This is a genomic window from Actinomycetospora sp. (genome assembly GCF_036497585.1).
Lineage (GTDB): Bacteria > Actinomycetota > Actinomycetes > Mycobacteriales > Pseudonocardiaceae > Actinomycetospora.
The window spans coordinates 1-18,633 of the sequence record NZ_DASXJD010000056.1 but is presented as its reverse complement, the minus strand read 5'-3'; the positions used below and the strand labels follow the sequence as shown (position 1 = coordinate 18,633).

The 18,633-nt window shown below is 74.4% G+C and carries 13 protein-coding genes and 1 pseudogene; 4 read left to right on the top strand and 10 right to left on the bottom strand.

Features of this window, described 5'->3' with window-relative positions; genetic code table 11:
* Positions 1-211: 211 nt before the first annotated feature.
* Together VGH76_RS05410 and VGH76_RS05405 are read right to left on the bottom strand one after the other, a co-directional pair.
* Positions 212-1,600, bottom strand: a complete 1,389-nt coding sequence (locus tag VGH76_RS05410; protein WP_331555589.1) for an FAD-binding oxidoreductase — start codon at positions 1,598-1,600, stop codon at positions 212-214.
* 170 nt (positions 1,601-1,770) lie between these two features.
* Entirely contained in the window at positions 1,771-2,958 is a 1,188-nt protein-coding gene (locus tag VGH76_RS05405) for a citrate/2-methylcitrate synthase (protein WP_331555588.1), read from the bottom strand.
* A gap of 55 nt (positions 2,959-3,013) precedes the next feature.
* Here VGH76_RS05405 and VGH76_RS05400 point away from each other — a divergent pair, with 55 nt between their 5' ends.
* The 3 genes from VGH76_RS05400 to glmS all read left to right on the top strand — a co-directional run bounded on the left by VGH76_RS05400 (position 3,014) and on the right by glmS (position 6,470).
* On the top strand, positions 3,014-4,150 hold the full coding sequence (locus VGH76_RS05400; protein ID WP_331555587.1) for a citrate/2-methylcitrate synthase: 1,137 nt from the start codon (positions 3,014-3,016) through the stop codon (positions 4,148-4,150).
* A 234-nt stretch (positions 4,151-4,384) separates the two neighbouring features.
* A complete protein-coding gene (locus VGH76_RS05395) occupies positions 4,385-4,642 on the top strand; it encodes a hypothetical protein (RefSeq protein WP_331555586.1) in 258 nt (85 codons plus the stop codon).
* A 13-nt stretch (positions 4,643-4,655) separates the two neighbouring features.
* Positions 4,656-6,470, top strand: coding sequence for a glutamine--fructose-6-phosphate transaminase (isomerizing) (gene glmS, locus VGH76_RS05390; RefSeq protein ID WP_331555585.1), 1,815 nt, complete (start codon positions 4,656-4,658; stop codon positions 6,468-6,470).
* Positions 6,471-6,532: 62 nt separating this feature from the next.
* Here the strand turns inward: glmS and VGH76_RS05385 are convergent, their stop codons facing one another.
* The 7 genes and pseudogenes from VGH76_RS05385 to VGH76_RS05345 form a co-directional block, all read right to left on the bottom strand.
* Positions 6,533-8,518, bottom strand: coding sequence for an ATP-dependent Clp protease ATP-binding subunit (locus tag VGH76_RS05385; RefSeq protein WP_331555584.1), 1,986 nt, complete (start codon positions 8,516-8,518; stop codon positions 6,533-6,535).
* An 88-nt stretch (positions 8,519-8,606) separates the two neighbouring features.
* Positions 8,607-10,354 (bottom strand): annotated as a pseudogene (locus VGH76_RS27925) (ABC transporter ATP-binding protein).
* A complete protein-coding gene (locus VGH76_RS05365) occupies positions 10,351-11,871 on the bottom strand; it encodes an ABC transporter ATP-binding protein (RefSeq protein ID WP_331555582.1) in 1,521 nt (506 codons plus the stop codon). The pseudogene VGH76_RS27925 and the gene VGH76_RS05365 overlap by 4 nt, the downstream one beginning before the upstream one ends.
* Positions 11,872-12,100: 229 nt before the next feature.
* Complete coding sequence (locus VGH76_RS05360) at positions 12,101-12,427, bottom strand: hypothetical protein (protein WP_331555581.1); 327 nt, start codon at positions 12,425-12,427, stop codon at positions 12,101-12,103.
* Positions 12,428-12,633: 206 nt separating this feature from the next.
* Positions 12,634-13,431, bottom strand: a complete 798-nt coding sequence (locus VGH76_RS05355) for an acetoin reductase (protein ID WP_331555580.1) — start codon at positions 13,429-13,431, stop codon at positions 12,634-12,636.
* Positions 13,428-14,483 (bottom strand): 2,3-butanediol dehydrogenase, encoded by a 1,056-nt coding sequence (locus tag VGH76_RS05350; RefSeq protein WP_331555579.1) that lies wholly within the window; start codon positions 14,481-14,483, stop codon positions 13,428-13,430. The genes VGH76_RS05355 and VGH76_RS05350 overlap by 4 nt, the downstream gene beginning before the upstream one ends.
* Before the next feature lie 48 nt (positions 14,484-14,531).
* Entirely contained in the window at positions 14,532-15,776 is a 1,245-nt protein-coding gene (locus VGH76_RS05345) for a GAF domain-containing protein (protein WP_331555578.1), read from the bottom strand.
* A gap of 195 nt (positions 15,777-15,971) precedes the next feature.
* On the opposite strand from VGH76_RS05345, the gene VGH76_RS05340 reads away from it, so the two are divergent.
* The gene (locus VGH76_RS05340) at positions 15,972-16,628 is read left to right on the top strand and encodes a UdgX family uracil-DNA binding protein (RefSeq protein WP_331555577.1); all 657 of its coding nucleotides are present in this window, start codon (positions 15,972-15,974) and stop codon (positions 16,626-16,628) included.
* A gap of 23 nt (positions 16,629-16,651) precedes the next feature.
* Here VGH76_RS05340 and uvrB read toward each other — a convergent pair.
* The coding region (gene uvrB / locus VGH76_RS05335) for an excinuclease ABC subunit UvrB (protein ID WP_331555576.1) at positions 16,652-18,633 on the bottom strand (1,982 nt) is incomplete at its 5' end.

The following is an 18,633-nucleotide window of genomic DNA, read 5'->3' as shown; positions in this document are numbered from 1 at the left end:
GGGTCAATCAGATGCCCAGCCAGCGACTCCACGTCCAGCAGCTCACGCTGATCATCCGAGTGGCCCTGCACCAGACGAGGATCCCAGCCGCCAGCCAAGATCCCCGTCCGACACCCCGGCGCTTAATTCAGCAGTCTCCTAGGTGGCCTTCGGCCTTGTGAGCACTTTCCGGGGTCATAGCCCCGGAAAGTGCTCACGAGGCCGAGGCCACCTACCGGATGTTGATGTTGCGGTGGAACGCGTTGTCCGGGTCGTACTCCGCCTTGATCGCGGCGAGCCGGGCGTACTTCGCAGGACCGTAGGAGGCCCGGACGCGATCCGGCTCGTCCTCGGTCATGGCGTTGACGTACGCGGTGTCGTCGAGGGAGAGCGGACGCAGCGCCTCGTAGAAGGCGCGGACCCACGCGCGCTCGGCCGGCAGCGACGCCGCGTCCAGCGTGTTGGCGACGAGGAAGGTCGCCCATCGCGGGGTGCGGCCGCCGGAGAAGGCTGTGTCCTCCTCACCCACGTCGCAGTAGCTCTCATCGAGCCGGTAGAGCAGGGCGATCGACAACGGGGACGTCTTGGCCGGCGCCTGCTCCGTGATCGCCGCGATCACCTCGTCGGTCACCTCGGCGACGTAGACCGACTTCTCGTAGTAGTACTGGCCCCAGGCGTTCGCCTCGTCGAACATCTCGGAGAGCGCGACGAACGGCATGGGCGTCACGAGGTCGACCAGCGGCGGGCACTGCGCGCGGACCTGCTCGACGGCGGCGGCGTGCTGCTCGGGGGACCCGAAACCGGCGATCATCATCGCGTAGCCCGGCTGGAGCTGGTTCGCCTCGGGCACGAACGGCGCGGGCGGCGCATTGATCGCCCCGAGGATCGGGGTGAGCCCCCGGGGCAGCGTCGCGCTCACCTCGCGCATGCAGCGCCACGCCTCGGCGCCCTGGTCGAGACCCCAGAAGAACAGCGCGAAGTCGATCATCGGGCCGACCTCGTGGCAGCGGAACCGGAACTCGGTGACGACGCCGAAGTTGCCCCCGCCGCCGCGCAGCGCCCAGCACAGGTCGGGGTGCTCGGCGGGCGAGGTCTGCACGATCCGCCCGTCGGCGAGCACGACCTCGGCGCCGAGGAGGTTGTCGATCGACAGACCGCACGAGCGGGTCAGCCAGCCCATGCCGCCGCCGAGGGTGAGCCCGGAGACGCCGGTGTGTCCGACGATCCCGGCCGGCACGGCGAGGCCGTGTGCCTGGGTGGCGGCGTTCATGTCGGAGAGCAGAGCACCGCCCTGGACCCGGACCTGGCGCGCCTCCGGGTCGACGGTCACCTCGCGCATCCCGGACAGGTCGATCACCAGGCCGTCGTCGACGGTGCTCTGACCCGACATGCTGTGGGCGCCGCCGCGCACCGCGATCTCGCGCCCTTCCGCCCGGGCGTAGCGCACGGCCGCGGCGACGTCGGTCGCCGAGGCGCACCGTGCCACGACCGCCGGGTACCGGTCGATGTCGGCGTTGAGGACGCGACGTGCCTCGTCGTACCCGCGCTCCCCGGCGACGAGCACCGTGCCGCTCATGGCCGCCCGGAGTTCGTCGGCTCCCTGCTGGATCGTCCTGGTCATCGAGGTCCCCTGTATCGGTCCGGCGCGGGGAGCGGGTCCTCAGGCTCCCAGCTGACGAGAGAGCCCAGCAGCCAGCAGATCGGTGACGCAGAGTGTCACTTCTGGGGCAACTGAGGATCCCTGTTGGTCCGTACGAGTCTCGGCGCACGCCTCCTGCTCCGGAGAGTTACTCATATAGCAGGGTCGGATGCGCCTGTCGAGCGACGGGGACGGAGCCCCACGTAGGTGCCCTCCACCCGGAACCGCAGCCCCGGATCCGCGTACTGCTCGAGCGCGTGCGCGATCCAGCCGACGGTGCGCGCCACGGCGAAGATCGCCTCCCCCGCCTCGGCCTGCATCCCGTGGACGTGCTGGACCGCGGCCATCGCCAGGTCGACGTTCGGGAACACGCCCGGGCGCCCCGCCACCGCGGCCGTCAGCCGTTCGACGACCGCCGCCGCCTCGCTCCCCGCGATCAACTCCAGCAGCACCGCCGTCCGCGGGTCGCGCTCGCGGTAGATCGAGTGGCCGAACCCCGGCAGCCGCTCCCCCGCGCGCAGCCGCTCCGCCACCGCAGCCTCCGGGTCGCGCACCGCCTCGGCGAGGAACCGGTGGGCCGCGGTGCTCGCCGTCCCGTGCACCGGCCCGTCGAGGGCGCCCAGCCCCGCCGAGACCACCGCGTACGGGTGCGCCCGCGCGCTGGCCGCCACCCGCGCGGCCATCGTCGAGGCCGCGAGCCCGTGGTCGGCCAGCAGCACCAGGGCGGTCCGCAGCACCTCCGGGGGCTCGGGCGCCGTCGGGTCGTCGGCGAGCGCCGGCCACAGCCCGCCCTCGCCCAGTGCGCTCACCATGCCCCGGCGACACCGCATCGCCGTCGCGACGACCGCCGCAGGCTCCAGGTCGAAGCGCCACGGGTCGAGGGCAGCGAGGGTGGCGACGGCGACCCGGAGCCGGTCGGTTGGGCGTGGTCGCCCGGGCAGGCGCGTCACGATCTCCCGGACGGGCTCGACGACGCCGTCGAGGTCCGGCTCGTCGATCGGCGCATCGAGGGAGCCGAGCCAGAGCAGCGCCGCGACCCGCTCGGGGCTCTCGGTGCGGGCGAGGTCGGTGACGCGCAGGCCGCGGTAGTACACCTCGTCCTCGGCCAGCAGCGTGAGCCGCGTCGTGATCGTCTCCGCGACGCCGGTGGGACGGCGGATGGCGCCGCGGGTCGCCACGAGGGCGTCTACCTCGGCGGCGTCGAACGTGCTCGACCGTCCGCCGGTGCCGCGCTCGGAGGTGAGCAGCCTCCGGCTCACGTAGGCGTACAGCGTCTCGGGCTTCACCCCGAGCCGCGCCGCCGCCTCCGCCGTCGTCAACCGGGTCGCCCGTCGTGCCACGAGGTTGACCGTATCAAGATTGACTGCATTGATCGTCGGCGCGCATCGTCGCGGCATGACCATCGACACCGTCCCCGCCGGACTACGCGGGGTCGCCGTCAGCGACACGGCGATCGGGGACGTCCTCGGCAGCGAGGGCTTCTACCACTACCGGGGCCGCTCGGCGGTCGAGCTGGCGCGGACCCGGACCTTCGACGACGCCGCGGCCCTCGTCCTCGACGGCGAGCTTCCCGACGACGCCGGGCGCGCCCGCTTTCGCGCCGAGCTCGCCGATCGCCGCGAGCTGCCCGCCGCCGTGCACGCGGTGCTCCCGACGCTGGCCGCCGCGGGCACCGAGTTCGCCGCCCTCGCCGGGCTGCGGGCCGCGCTCTCCACCCTGGGTGCCGCGGACGGGCTCGCGCCGGTCTGGGGTGCCGCGCCCCGTGACCGGCGTGCCGACGCCCTGCGCGTCGTCGCCGCGACCCCGACGATCCTCGCCGCGCTGTACCGGCTGCGCCGCGGCCTCCAGCCTGTCGCCCCGCGCGACGACCTGCACGGCGGCGCCGCCTGGCTGTACCTGCTCTCCGGCACCGAGCCCGACCCGCAGGCCGCGGCCGCCGTCGACCGCTACCTCGTCGCCACCATCGACCACGGGTTCAACGCGTCGACGTTCACCGCCCGGGTCGCGGCCTCGGCCGGCACCGACATCGCGTCCGCGGTCGTCGCGGCGCTGGGCACCTTCGCCGGCCCGCTGCACGGCGGCGCGCCGGACCGGGCCCTGGAGGCGGTCGACGAGATCGGCTCGCCCGACCGGGTCGACGACTACGTCCGGGCGAAGCTCGTGGCGGGCGACCGGGTCATGGGGTTCGGGCACGCGGTGTACCGCACGGCCGACCCGCGGGCGGTCCTGCTCCGCGAGGTCGCCCGGGAGCTTCGCGACCGGCCGGGCGGCGAGGTCGTCGGGCTCGCCGAGATCGTCGAGGAGCGCACCGAGGCGCTGCTCGCCGAGTACCGGCCGGGGCGCGACCTGAGGGCCAACGTGGAGTTCTGGGCCGGGGTGGTGATGCACCTCGCCGGCATCCCGCGGGAGATGTTCACGCCGACGTTCGCGGTGAGCCGGGTGGTGGGGTGGACCGCGCACGTGCTCGAGCAGGCCGGGTCCTCGACGATCATCCGTCCTTCGGCCCGCTACGTGGGCCCGGCGCCGGCCTGAGCTCCCGGGTTCTGAGCGAAGGGCACCCTCGGTCGATAGAACCCGCCGGGGGCGCCCCTCGCCGGAACACCCCGCCCGACCCCGATCCGAGCGAAGGGCGCCCTCGGTCGATAGAACCGGCCGGGGGCGCCCCTCGCCGGAACAGCTCGCCGAACCACACGATCAGCCAGGATCCTGCCCGCATCCGGGCAGGGAACTGGCGCTCGAGCCCTCTCCGACGGCAGGCTCGCCGTCGTGGACCCCGAGCTCGTCGCGCACGTGGCGTCGTCGACGGGTCTTCCCGGCCCGGTCGCCGCACGCGTGGTGGCCGACGTCGTCGCGTACTTCTCGGAGACCACCGAGGAGTTCGTCCGCCGACGTCACCGGGAGCTGCAGGCCCGCGAGAAGCGCAACGCCGAGATCTGGACCGTGATCGCCGACGAGCTCGCCCGGCGACCCGTCGCGTCCGGACCGGTCAGCGAGCGGCGCCTGCGACGCATCGTCTACGGCTGAAGGGGCACACCGCATGTGCGGCATCGTGGGGTACGTCGGCACCCGTCCGGCGTCGAGGATCCTCGTCGAGGGGCTCGCGCGGCTGGAGTACCGCGGGTACGACAGCGCCGGTCTCGCCGTCGCCCACCGCAAGGCTCTGCGCACGACGAAGGCCGTGGGCCGCGTCGACGACCTCCGCACCGCCCTCGGCGACGAGCCCGCCCCCGCCAAGGTCGGCATCGCGCACACCCGCTGGGCCACCCACGGCGAGCCCAGCGAGCGCAACGCCCACCCCCACACCGACGCGGCCGGCCGGATCGCGGTGGTGCACAACGGCATCGTCGAGAACGCCGAGGAGCTGCGGGCCAAGCTCGTCGCCGACGGCGTCGTCTTCGTCAGCGACACCGACACCGAGGTGCTCCCCCACCTCATCGCCCGCGCGGCCGCCGACGACGAGTCGCACACCCTCGAGGAGGCGGTCCGCGAGGCGCTGCGCGTGGTCGAGGGGACCTACGGCCTCGTCGTCCTCGACTCCCGCCGTCCCGACGAACTCGTCGTCGCCCGGAACGGCAGCCCGATCGTGCTCGGCCTCGGCGACGGCGAGATGTTCGTGGCCTCCGACGTCGCCGCCCTCGTCCGGCACACCCGCCAGGTGGTGTTCCTCGCCGATGGCGAGCTCGCGACGATCACGGCGACCGGCTACGAGGGCTCCCGGCTGGGGCCGCCCACCACGGTCGACGTGGACGACGACGACTACGACCTCGACGGCCACCCCGACTTCCTCTCCAAGGAGATCCACGAGCAGCCGGCCGCGCTGCGCCGGGTGCTGGCCGGGCGCCTCGACGCCCGGTTCGCGACGGCGCGCCTGGACGGCCTGCGGCTCGACCCGCGCGAGCTGCGCAGCATCCGACAGGTCACGTTCCTCGGCTGCGGGTCCGCGCTCTACGCCGGGCAGATGGGCGCGGCCCTGGTGGAGGAGCTCGCCCGGGTCCCGGCCGACGCGCAGCAGGCGAGCGAGTTCCGCTACCGCAACCCACTGGTCGACCCCGACACCCTCTACGTCGCGGTGAGCCAGTCCGGGGAGACCATCGACACCCTCGCCGCGGTGGAGGAGCTGCAGCGCAAGGGCGGGCGGGTCGTCGGGTGCGTCAACGTCATCGGCTCGGCCATCGCCCGCCAGTGCGGGGCGGGCATGTTCCTGCACGCCGGCCCGGAGGTCTCGGTGGCCTCGACGAAGGCGTTCAGCTCGATGACGACGTCGTTCGCGCTGCTCGCGCTGCTGCTGGGCCGGGTGCGCGACCTCTCGGCGGCCCACGGCACCCGGCTGGTGGAGGGCCTGCGGCGGCTGCCCGACGCCGTCGAGCACGCCCTGGCTGCCGAGGAGGAGGCCGCGGCGATCGCCCGGAAGTACGCCGACGCGCGGTCGATGTTCTACCTGGGCCGGGTGCGGGGGTCCGCGGTCGCACGCGAGGGCGCGCAGAAGCTCAAGGAGATCTCCTACGTGCACGCCGAGGCCTACCCGTCCGCCGAGCTCAAGCACGGCCCGCTGGCGCTGGTGGACCCGACGATGCCGTGCGTCGTCGTGGTGCCCGACGACGAGCTGGTGAGCAAGAACGTCTCGACGATCGAGCAGGTCAAGGCCCGCGGCGGCCCGGTGATCGCGGTGACCAACGCCGACCTCCCGGACGGCCTCGCCGACGCCGTGCTCCGCGTCCCCCGTCTCGAGCCCGAGCTCGACCCGATCCTGCTCGGCATCCCGCTGCAGATGCTCGCGTACCACTGCGCGGCCGCGCTGGGCCGCGACATCGACAAGCCCCGCAACCTGGCGAAGTCGGTGACGGTCGAATAGGTGGGCGAAGCCCTCGTGAGCACTTTCGGGGGCAATAACCCCCGAAAGTGCTCACGAGCGCGTCAGCGCACCTCGAACGTCACCGTCTCTCCGTGCACGTCGACGAGCACCTCCGACCCGCCCGGCACGGCCCCCGCCACGATCCGCCGCGCGATCGGCCGCTCCACCTCGCGGGCCACGACCTGCCGCAGCCCCCGGGCCCCGGACTTCCGATCGGCACGCCCGGCGAGCAGCGCCAGCGCGGCCGGGGTGACCCGCAGCGCCACGTCGCGCTCCGCCAGCCGCTCCCGCGTCGAGGACAGCAGCAGCTCCACGACCTCCTCGAGCAGCGAGGTCGACAGCGGCCGGAACAGCACGACGTCGTCGATGCGCCCCAGGAGCTCCGGGCGCAACGAGCGCCGCAGCACCGTCACCACCGGCTCCCGCGCCGCCTCGACGTCGTCCCCGGCGACCTTCAGCTCCGCCGCCGCCAGGTTCGACGTCATGACGATCACGGTGTCGGTGAACGACGTCGTCCGCCCGTGGGTGTCGGTGAGCCGGCCCGCGTCGAGGACGCCGAGCAGCACCGCCACCACGTCCGCGTGCGCCTTCTCGATCTCGTCGAACAGCACCACGCTCGACGGCCGGCGCCGCACCGCCTCGGTCAGCTCGCCCGGCCGGTCGTGCCCGAGGTAACCGGGCGGCGCCCCGGTGAGCCGCGAGACGGTGTGTGCCTCGGCGAACTCCGCCATGTCGAACCGCACGAGGTGCTCGTCGGACCCGTGCACCGCCCACGCCAGCGCCCGCGCCAGCTCGGTCTTCCCCACCCCGGTCGGGCCCACGAACAGCAGCGACGCCACCGGCCGGCCCGGGTCGGCGAGCCCCGCCCGCCCGGCCAGGACCGCGTCGACCACCGTCGCCACCGCCGGGTCCTGCCCGACGATCCGCGCCCGCAGCCGGGCGTCGAGGGTCCCGAGGCGCGCGCGGTCGTCGTCGGTGAGGTCCGCGACGGGGATGCCGGTCGTGTCGGCGACGACCTGCGCGACGTCGGCCGGGGTCACCGTCGGGGTGGTGTCGCAGGCATCGCCGGAGCTGCGGGTCCGCACCCGGGCGGAGGCGCGGTCCAGCGCGTCGAGCGCCTTGTCGGGCAGCCGGCGGTCGTGCACGTGCTTCGCCGTCAGCTCGACGGCCGCGCGTCGCGTCGCCGGCGGGAGGACGACGCGGTGGTGGGTCTCGTAGCGGGCCGCGACCCCGTCGAGGACGGCGAGCGCCTGCTCCGCGGTCGGCTCCTCGACGGTGATCGTCGCGAGCCGGCGGGCGAGCGCGGCGTCCGGCTCCACGTGGCGGCGGTACTCGGCGGTCGTCGTCGCCCCGATCAGGCGCAGCGCCCCGCGGGCCAGCGCCGGCTTGAGCATCGACGCCGCGTCCATCGTGCCCTCGTGCCCGGCGCCCGCCCCGACGATCAGGTGCAGCTCGTCGACGAACAGCACGACGTCGGGGTGCGCGGCCTCGCGGAGCACCGCGGTCAGCCGCTCCTCGAACTCCCCGCGGTACTTCGTCCCCGCGACCATCCCGGCGAGATCCACCGCGACGACGCGCACCCCGCGCAGCGCCTCGGGCACCTCCCCCTCGACCACCCGCGACGCGATGCCCTCGACCACCGCCGTCTTCCCGACCCCGGGCTCCCCCAGCAGCACCGGGTTGTTCTTGCTGCGCCGGGCGAGCACCTCGACCACCTGGGCGATCTCGGCGTCCCGCCCGATCACCGGGTCGAGCCGGCCCGCGCGGGCGTCGGCCGTGAGGTCGTGGCCGTGCCGGTCGAGGGTCGGCGTCCGCCGCGGCGGCCGGGAGGGTCCCGACGACGTCGGGTCGGTGCGGGTCCGGTCGCCGGGTGCCGACGACGGGGCGCCCGGGTCGCGCTCCTGCCGCTCGTCGGCGGTCCCGCGGCGCGTGTCGTCGAACTCGCCGCCGAACAGCAGGCCGAGGTCGAGGTCGACGAGCCGGCCGACGATCCCGTCGAGCAGGGAACCCGCCGGCGGGGTGCGGTCGTCGTCGTCGCGGTCGGGCACGGGACCTCCTGGGGAGTCGATGTCTCCAGAGTGCCCGCACGGGGCCGCTCCTGCCCGTCCGTTCTCCTCGGAACCTCGGTCCGGCATCTCAGTCCGACGCCGCCGCCACCAGCCGCGCGTACGGCCCGCCCGCCGCCGCCAGCGCCGTCGGGGGCCCCAGCTCGACGATCTCGCCGTCCGCCATCACCGCGACCCGGTCGGCCCCGGCCGCGGTGTGCAGCCGGTGGGCGATCGCGATGACCGTCCGCCCGGCGAGGACCCGGTCCAGGGCGCCCTCGGCCCGGCGCGCCGCGGCGGTGTCGAGCAGCGAGGTGGCCTCGTCGAGCACGACGGTGCCGGGGTCGGCCAGGACCACCCGGGCCAGCGCGAGCTGCTGCGCGACCGGCGCCGGCACCGTGACGGCGCCGGAGCCCACCGTCGTGCGCAGACCGTCGGGCAGGCCCCCGAGCCAGTCGCCGAGCCCGACGAGGTCCAGCGCGTCCCGCAGCTCGTCGTCGGAGAACTCGCCGGCGGGCAGCACCAGGTTGTCGCGCACCGACCCGGTGAACACGTGGTGCTCCGGGTCAGCAGCAGCACCTCGCCGCGCAGCGTGTCGTCGTCGAGCGCCGTGACGTCGCGGCCGTCGAGCCTGACCGCACCCGACGCCGGGGCGGAGATGCCCGCGATCAGGCGCGCGAGCGTCGACTTCCCCGCGCCCGACCCCCCGACGACGGCGAGCCGCTCCCCCGGCGGCACGTGGAGGTCGACCCCGAGCAGCACGGGCCGGTCGGCGCGGTAGGCGAACCGGACCGCCTCGAGGCGCAGCCCCCGCTCGCCCGGGACGCCGGCCGGCGACGGCGAGCCGCCCCGGTCCACGTCGGGGGCCCGGACACCGAGCACACGGCGGAGCGCCACGACCGCGACCATGAGGTCCTCCACCTACCACAGCGCCTCGTCCACCGGGTTCGCGAGCGCCTGGACGTAGACGACCATCGTCGTCACCTCGCCCAGCGAGGCCAGGCCCGCCGCGTACGCCCAGGCACCCAGCGCGAGGGTCGCCGCCAGGGGCAGCACGTGCGAGATCTCCAGCCACGGGATCCAGCGCACGTGCAGCGCCCGCACGTCGCGCTCCCGGTCCACCGCGGCGACCAGCGCCGCGTCGTCGCCGGCCACCCTGCGCTCGACGAGCCCGAGCGCCTCCAGCGTGTGCGCCCCCGCCGTCGACTCGTGGACCCGTGCGGTGAGGCCGGCCCACGCGTCGAGCATCCGCTGCATCGCGGTCGGGAGCCGCCGCCAGAGCCAGCGCGTCGGGAGCAGCACCGTCGGGACCGCGACGAGCAGCGCGAGCGCGAGCAGCGGCGACGTCACCACCATGGCCACGACGGTGAGGACCACCGTCACCACCGCGGTCAGGACCTCCGGGACGCCCTGGCGCAGCGCGTGGTCGACGCGGTCGAGGTCGGTGGTCGCCCGGGAGAGCAGCGCACCGGTGCCGACCGACTCCACCGTCGCCAGCGGCAGGGCGAGGGCGCGCCCGACGAGGCCGGTGCGGTTGGCGGCGAGCAGCTCCTCGCCCAGCACGCCGGCGCGCCACGGGGCGGACCGGCGCAGCACCGCGGCGACGACCAGGGCGACGAGGAAGCCGAGCGCGAGCAGGTCGATCCGCGTGGTGGAGCGCCCGCCGCCCGCGACCTCGTCGACGAGCATTCCGAGCAGCTGCGGCCCGACGAGCCCTGCCACGGCCGCGGCGAGGAAGCACGCCGCGGTGGCCGCCGCCCGCCCGCGGTGGACGCGCAGCACGCCGCGCGCCCACGCCCAGGCCTCGCGGGGGCTGGCGTAGCCGAGGACGGCGGTCACGAGGAGCTCCTCTCCAGGGTGCGGGTGAGGTCGACGACGTGGTCGGCGACGTGGCGCCACGGCGCGCCCTGGGTCAGGACGACCGTGGTGCGGCCGCGGCGCAGGACCGCGACCCGGGCGGCGATCCACGCCTCGGTGTGGGCGTCGACCGCCGAGGTGGGCTCGGACAGCACGAGGACGTCGGCGTCGGTGAGCAGCACCCGGGTCAGCGCGAGCCGCTGCCGCTGCCCGCCGGAGACCTCCCGGCCGCGCTCCCCCAGCACCTCGTCGAGGCCGGCGGGGAACCCGTCGACGATCTCCGTGGCGGCCGCCGCGTCGAGGGCCGCGTCGACGTCGAGGGCGCCGTGCCCGACGAGCTCGTCGCGCAGCCGTCCCGAGAACCAGAGGTCCTCGGGGTGGGCGTGGACGACCCGGCGTCGCAGCGCCGCGAGCTCGACGCGGTCCACCCCGACGTCGCCCACCCGTGCCGGCCCGGCGTCGTCGTCTGGATTGCCGGGCCCGACGGACCGGGTGAGCCGGCCCGCGAGCGCCGCGGCCCCCGGCCCGGCGTCCACCACGGTGAGCTCGCCGCCCGGTGCGTCCAGCCCGGTCAGCGGGTCGTGGAGACCCGGGCACCCGGGCGGGACCGGGAGCGGGTCGGCCGGCTCGTCGAGCAGCGGACGCAGGCCGAGCAGCCGGACCACCCGCCGTGCACCCGCCCGGGCCGCGGCGAACTGCCCGACGGTCTCGGTGGCGGTGGCGACCGGGACGACGAGGAACGCCGAGGCGCCGTACACCGCGACGAGCTCACCGGCGGTGATGGTGCCCGCGACGGCGAGCCGGGCCCCCAGCCACGTGATGACGACGAGGACCGCACCGGGCAGCAGCACCTCGGCCGCCGCGAGAGCCGCGGTGCTGCGCGCGACGAGGACGCCGGCGCGCCGCACGCGGTCGGTGGCGTCACCGACCCGGGCGGCGAAGCGGGCCTCGCCGCCGATGCCCCGGAGGATCCGCAGCCCGGCGACGATGTCGGCGGCCAGCGCGTTCACCGAGGTCAGCTCGCGACGCTGATCGTCCAGGCGCCGTTGCAGGGGCGCGACCAACGGGCCGATCCCGACGACGGCCAGGGGCACCCCGACGAGCGCGATGACCCCGAGCAGGGGTGACCGGGCCAGCAGCCCGGCGCCGACCACCCCGAACGCCACCAGCGATCCGACGAGCCGGCCGGCGGTCTCGAAGACGTTGCCGATCCGGTTGGCGTCGGAGGTGGTGACGGCCGTGACGTCGCCCGCCTCGGCCTGCGGCGCGAGCGAGCCGCCCAGGCGCAGGACGTGCCCGTTCACGGTGCGCTGGGTGACCGACGCGGCGTGGAGGCACATGCCGTGCGCGAGGAAGTCGAGCGTGCCGCCACTGGCCGTCTGGCCGAGGCCGAGCGCGAGGATCACCACGACGTCCCGGACCAGTTGCCCGGTGTCGCCGCGGGTGAGCCCGGCGTCGACGGCCGCGCCCGCCACGAGCGGGGTCACCGCGCCGGGCACCAACCACAGGGTGCCGACGAGCACGGTGACGGCGGCGAGCCACGGCCTCGAGCGCAGGATCGCGAGGAGGAAGCCGCCGGGGGTGGGGTGGGCGGGCAGACGGAGCGACGGCGCCGGGTAGGGGCGCCGCCGTGGTGGGACTCAAGAATCGGGGCGTGGGATCACGGCGGCGACGCTAGGCGGCGGCCCCGTCCCGACGCGACCGGTTTACGCGCCCCCGGGCCGGGGCTCAGTAGGGCTCGACGGACAGGACGCCGGCGAACAGGCGGACGCGCTCGGCGAACTCGTCGCACTCCGCGGTGGCGAGCGCGACGGTGCAGGAGACGCTCGAGCAGGAGACACCCTCGTGGACGTCGACCGAGAAGTCGGGCACCCGGTAGCCGAGCTCGCAGAGCGCCGAGGCCAGCGCCATGACACCGGGCATGCCCCCGGTGGTGACGATGGTCCAGGGGCGGGGCAGGCGAGAGGGCCGGCGGCCCGGGCCGTTGACGGCGCGCTCGACGTCAGCCGGGGAGATCGAGGGGGCGGGGATGCGGGCGGGCTCGAGGGTGGTCACGACGTGCTCCTGGAACTGGATTCGCGGGATGGAATCCGAGCCAGGTCTCGGGGTCGTGCGTGGCTCACGGTCGCGCAACCGTGCTGCTGCGCGCCGGGAGCCTGGCTCACCCGACGCGCCGGGGTACTACCTCTCCCAGTCGCGCGATCATGACGACGATGTTACCCAGCTCATCCGACCGCGCAACAGGGGGGCCGACGGCACGGCTACACCATGACGATGCCGCCGTCGATCATCGGCGCCTGGCCGGTCATGTAGTCCGCGTCCGGGCTCGCGAGGTAGGAGACGAACGACGCGACGTCCTCGGGCGTCTGGACCCGTCCCAGCGCGATGAGCTGGGAGTACTGCGCGAGCGCCTCCCCCTGGCCGGTGCCCAGGTAGCGACCCAGCCCCAGGTCGATCTCGTCCCACATCGCGGTCCCGACGATCCCGGGGCAGTAGGCGTTCACGGTGATCCCGTGCGGCGCCAGCTCCTTCGCCGCGGCCTGGGTGAGCGCCCGGACGGCGAACTTCGAGGCCGAGTAGTGCCCGAGGTGGTCGAACCCCTGGTGCCCGGCGATGGACGACGCCGAGATGATCTTACCGCCGCGGCCCCGCTCGATCATCGCCTCGGCGGCGGCCTGCAGGCACCACAGCACCCCGCCGACGTTCACCCCGAGCATGTGCTCCAGGTCCGCTGGCGAGACCTCCAGCAGCGTCTTGACCTGGGCGATGCCGGCGTTGGAGACCATCACGTCGAGGCCGCCGAGCTCCTCGCGGGCCTCGGCGACGAGCGCGAAGCAGGCCTCCCGGTCGGCGACGTCCGCGACCTGCGACTCGGCCCGCCCGCCGGCGTCGCTGATCGCCTTCGCGGTCTCGGCGGCGGTCCGGACGTCGACGTCGGAGACCATGACGGCGAACCCGTCCGCGGCCAGGCGCTTCGCGATCGCCGCGCCGATCCCGCGGCCGGCGCCGGTGACCACCGCGACCCGCTGCTGTGTTCTCTCCCGACCCGCCCGGCTCACGGCTGCACCAGGATCTTGACGTTGGACTCCTTGTGGTCGATGAGCTCGCGGAAGCCCCGGTCGACGATGTCATCCAGCCCGATGCGCCCGGTGATGAACTGGTCCACGTCGACGGTCCCGGAGCGGATCAGCTCGATGACCTCCTCGTGCCGGTTCGCGTAGGCCAGCGAGCCGACCAGGGAGACCTCGGAGAACACGAGCGAGTTCACGTCGAAGGTCGCGGGGTGGCCCCAGATCGAGACGTTGACGCACGTGCCGCCGGGCCGGGTGCTGGCGACGGCGGCCGCGAGCACCTCGTCCACCCCGGCGCACTCGAAGGTCACGTCCGCGCCGCGGCCGTCGGTGAGCTCCCGGATCGCGTCGGGGACGTCGACCTCGGTGGGGTCGAGCACATGGTCGGCGCCGGCGCCGGGGGCCTTCGCCTTCCGGGCCTCGGCGGGTTCGACGACGATGACCTGGCCGGCCCCGGTGGCGCGCAGCGCGGCCGCGGTGACCAGACCGATCGGGCCGGAGCCGAAGACGGCGGCCGACCCGCCCTCCCGCAGGCCCGACAGCCTCGTCGCGTGGTAGCCGACGGCCAGCGGCTCGACGAGCGCGCCCTGCTCGGGGGTCAGGCCGTCGATGTTGTGGACCCAGCGCTGGTCGACGACCATCCGCTCGGCGAACCCGCCCTGGTCCCCGTCGAGGCCGACGAACCCGAGCTTGCGGCAGATGTTGTAGCGGCCGTCGCGGCAGGCGCTGCACTCGCCGCACACGTCGTAGGGCTCGACGACGACGCGGTCGCCCTCCGACAGCCCGGTCACGCCCTGCCCGAGCTCGGCGACCACCCCGGAGAACTCGTGCCCCAGCGTGATGGGCACCCCACCGCCGGTCAGCGGGTGCGGGTTCGCGGGGGTCGGCGCGAAGATCGGGCCGTCGAGGAACTCGTGCAGGTCGGTGCCGCAGATCCCGCACCACGCGACGGCGATCTGCACCTGCCCCGAGCTCGGATGGGGCTCGGGGAGTTCCTCGACGCGGACGTCACCCCGTCCGTGGAAGCGCGCGGCCTTCATGGGTCCTCCCTGGGCTGTGAGGACCCCATCCCACGGGAGTGACCGCGGTCACGGCCAGGGTTGCAGCGGTGTTGCAGACCCGAGCAGACGCGTGAGCACCTCGCGGCCGGGCGGCACGGCCTCGACTCCGGGCGCGATCCGGTAGGGGCGCGCGGCGATCAGCCCGCCGAGGACCCGCCGCAGCCGGGAGAGCTCGGCGCGGACGGTGACGAGGTGGTCGGCGTCGTCGTAGAGCGCGCGGGAGAGCGACGCGGCGTCGAGGCCCGCGGCGCCGGCGCACAGGAGGAGGGCGAGGATCTGCTGGTGGCGCAGCGACAGGGCGTGGCGCCACTGCTCGCGGGCCTCGACGACCGCACCGGGCGGGTCGCCGTCGGGGTCCAGGCGTAGCCGGGTGACGCCCTCGTCCGCGCCGCGGGGACGCAGCATCCAGCCGCCGGGCACGCGCTCGGGCAGGCAGGCCCCGAGCCCGTGCACCAACAGTGCCTCCCCCGCGCTCGGCACTGCCACCCGCTCGCGGGGCGCCAGCCCGGTGGCCGCGGCCACCCAGCCGTGGTCGTCGACGACGAGGGCCGGACCGCGCTCGCGGGCCAGCAGCGGCGCGGCGACGGCGCGCAACCCGTCGAGGCGGGCCTCGTGCTGCGTCCAGAGCCCCGACTCGGCCAGCCGCACGGCGGTCTGCACCAGCGCGACCGTGGTCGGGTGCACCGTCGGGGCCGGGCCGGAGAGGTCGACGACGCCGAGCATCTCGCCGGTCCGCGGGTCGTGGATCGGGCTGGCGGTGCAGGTCCACGGGTGCTGGGCGCGCACGAAGTGCTCGGCGGAGAAGAGCTGCACCGAGGCGTGCTCGGCGAGCGCGGTGCCGATGGCGTTGGTCCCGACGGAGGCCTCGGTCCAGTCGGCCCCGGGGAGGAACCCCAGGTCGTCGGCCAGCCGCCCGACCCGCAGGGCGCCCTCGCGCCACAGTACGAACCCGTCGGCCGCGGTGACGACCATGATGTGCTCGGCGTCCTCGGCCACCGCGGTGAGGCTCGCGCGCAGCTGGGGCAGCACCTTCGCGATCGGCGACTTGGCGCGCCGCCGTTCGACGACATCGGGGCGGGCCGGGTCGTCGAGGGTCCGCCCGTCGGGGGCGACGCCGTAGGACAGCACCCGGTCCCAGGAGCGGCTGACCACCCGACGCAGCGGCGCCTGGGCGCGTGAGCCGGAGAGCCGGGCGTCGTGCGCCTGGTGGAGCAGGCGTGCGTGCCGGCGCAGGTCCGTCGTCCGCGTCACCGCGCAGACGTCGTCGTCCACCACGCGCACCTCCGCCAGGGACGGCCGAGTCCCTGTGACGGGGAGCATAACCGCCGGGCGGGGCGTGGAGGAGGTTCGCAGCGGTGGGCCCGCGGCCCCGAGTGGACCCCGACGGCTCCCCCCGCAGCCCTACGGGTCCACTCGGCCGGCGGGTCGGCAGGGGTGCGCCGAGGACGTGACGGGCAACCCCGGCCGGTGACCGAACCGCTCGACCTCTTCTCCACCACCGACGAGCCCGACGCCCCGGCCGCCCCCACCGAGGCCCCCGACCTCGACACGCTGCGCGAGCGCGCCGCCGGCTGCACCGCGTGCGAGCTCTACGAGGGCGCGACCGGCACCGTCTTCGGGGTCGGCCCCGCCCCCGCGCGGGTGATGCTCGTCGGGGAGCAGCCGGGCGACCAGGAGGACCGGAAGCTCGAGCCGTTCGTGGGGCCGGCCGGGCGCCTGCTCGACGAGGCGCTGGTGGAGGCCGGGATCGCCCGCGAGGACGCCTACGTCACGAACGCGGTGAAGCACTTCTCGTTCCGCCGCCAGGGCAACCGCCGCATCCACCAGACGCCGAAGGCCGGGCACATCCGCGCCTGCCGGCCCTGGCTCGACGGCGAGCTCGCCCTGGTGCGTCCGCACGTGCTGGTCACCCTCGGCGCGATCGCGGGCAAGGCGCTGCTCGGCTCCTCGTTCCGGATCACCGCCGAGCGCGGGCAGCCCCGGCCGTGGCAGGACTCGACGCTGGTGCCGACGATCCACCCGTCGGCCATCCTGCGCGCGGACCCCGACCGCGGGCAGGACGCCGACGAGATGCGCGCAGGCTTCGTCGAGGACCTCCGTACGGCCGCGCAGCTCCTCGACTGAGCCTGCCGGGCCGGGCCGCCGCCTCAGCTGACGCCGGCCGCGTCCATCCCGCGCATCTCCTTCTTGAGGTCGGCGATCTCGTCGCGCAGCCGCCCGGCGAGCTCGAACTGCAGGTCGCGGGCCGCCGCCATCATCTGGTCGGTGAGCTGCTGGATGAGGTCGGCCAGCTCCGCGCGCGCCATACCCGCGGTGTCGCGGTGCTCCACCACCCCCGAGTGACCCCGGGTGCCGCCCGCCTCGCCGGCCGCGCGCCGCCCGCGGGAGGCGTTGCGACCCGACCCACCGATCTCGACCTCGGTGTCCTCGGCCTCGCGGTAGACGCGGTCGAGGATGTCGTTGATGTTCTTGCGCAGCGGCTGCGGGTCGACTCCGCGCTCGGTGTTGTAGGCGATCTGCTTCTCGCGGCGGCGGTTGGTCTCGTCGATCGCGTACTGCATCGACTCGGTCACCTTGTCCGCGTACATGTGCACCTCGCCCGACACATTGCGGGCGGCGCGGCCGATCGTCTGGATCAGCGACCGCTCGCTGCGCAGGAAGCCCTCCTTGTCCGCATCGAGGATCGCCACCAGCGACACCTCGGGCAGGTCGAGACCCTCGCGGAGCAGGTTGATGCCGACCAGCACGTCGTACTCCCCCGACCGCAGCTGACGCAGCAGCTCGACACGGCGCAGCGTGTCGACCTCGGAGTGCAGGTACCGGACCTTGATCCCCAGCTCGAGCAGGTAGTCGGTGAGGTCCTCGGCCATCTTCTTGGTCAGCGTGGTGACCAGGGTGCGCTCGTCCTTCTCGACCCGCGCCCGGATCTCGGCCACCAGGTCGTCGATCTGGCCCTTGGTCGGCTTGACGACGACCTCCGGGTCGACCAGGCCGGTCGGCCGGATCACCTGCTCGACGAACTCGCCGCCCGCCTGGCGCATCTCGTAGTCGCCCGGCGTCGCCGAGAGGTACACCGTCTGCCCGATGCGGTCGGCGAACTCCTCCCAGGTCAGCGGACGGTTGTCCGTGGCGGAGGGCAGCCGGAAGCCGTACTCCACGAGGTTGCGCTTGCGCGACATGTCGCCCTCGTACATCCCGCCGATCTGCGGGACCGTCACGTGCGACTCGTCGATCACCAGCAGGAAGTCGTTCGGGAAGTAGTCGATGAGCGTGGCGGGGGCGGTGCCCGGGCCACGGCCGTCGATGTGGCGCGAGTAGTTCTCGATCCCCGAGCAGAACCCGACCTGGCGCATCATCTCGATGTCGTAGCTGGTGCGCATGCGCAGCCGCTGGGCCTCGAGCAGCTTGCCCTGGTTCTCCAGCTCGGCCAGGCGCTCCTCGAGCTCCTGCTCGATGCCCTTGATGGCCTTCTCCATGCGCTCCGGCCCGGCGACGTAGTGCGTCGCCGGGAAGATCCGCACGTCCTCCACCTGGTTGACGACGTCGCCCGTGAGCGGGTTGAGGTAGTAGAGCGCCTCGATCTCGTCCCCGAAGAACTCGATCCGGATCGCGAGCTCCTCGTACGCCGGGATGATCTCCACGGTGTCGCCGCGGACCCGGAACGTGCCGCGGGCGAAGGCCATGTCGTTGCGGGTGTACTGCACGTCGACCAGGGCCCGCAGCAGCGTGTCGCGGTCGATCTCCTCGCCGACCTCGAGCTTCACCGATCGGTCCAGGTACGACTGCGGCGTGCCGAGGCCGTAGATGCACGACACCGAGGCGACCACGACGGTGTACCGTCGCAGCAGCAGGTTGGACGTGGCCGAGTGCCGCAGCCGCTCGACGTCCTCGTTGATCGAGGAGTCCTTCTCGATATAGGTGTCGGTCTGCGCGATGTACGCCTCGGGCTGGTAGTAGTCGTAGTACGAGACGAAGTATTCGACGGAGTTGTTCGGCAGTAGCTCGCGCAGCTCGTTCGCCAGCTGGGCGGCCAGCGTCTTGTTCGGCGCCATCACCAGCGTGGGGCGCTGCACCCGCTCGATGAGCCAGGCCGCCGTGGCCGACTTGCCCGTGCCGGTGGCGCCGAGCA

Coding starts and splice junctions, on each gene's coding strand:
- VGH76_RS05410 (WP_331555589.1), bottom strand. CDS start 1,600: ATGACCAGGACGATCCAGCAGGGAGCCGACGAACTCCGGGCGGCCATG.
- VGH76_RS05400 (WP_331555587.1), top strand. CDS start 3,014: ATGACCATCGACACCGTCCCCGCCGGACTACGCGGGGTCGCCGTCAGC.
- glmS (WP_331555585.1), top strand. CDS start 4,656: ATGTGCGGCATCGTGGGGTACGTCGGCACCCGTCCGGCGTCGAGGATC.
- VGH76_RS05350 (WP_331555579.1), bottom strand. CDS start 14,483: ATGAAGGCCGCGCGCTTCCACGGACGGGGTGACGTCCGCGTCGAGGAA.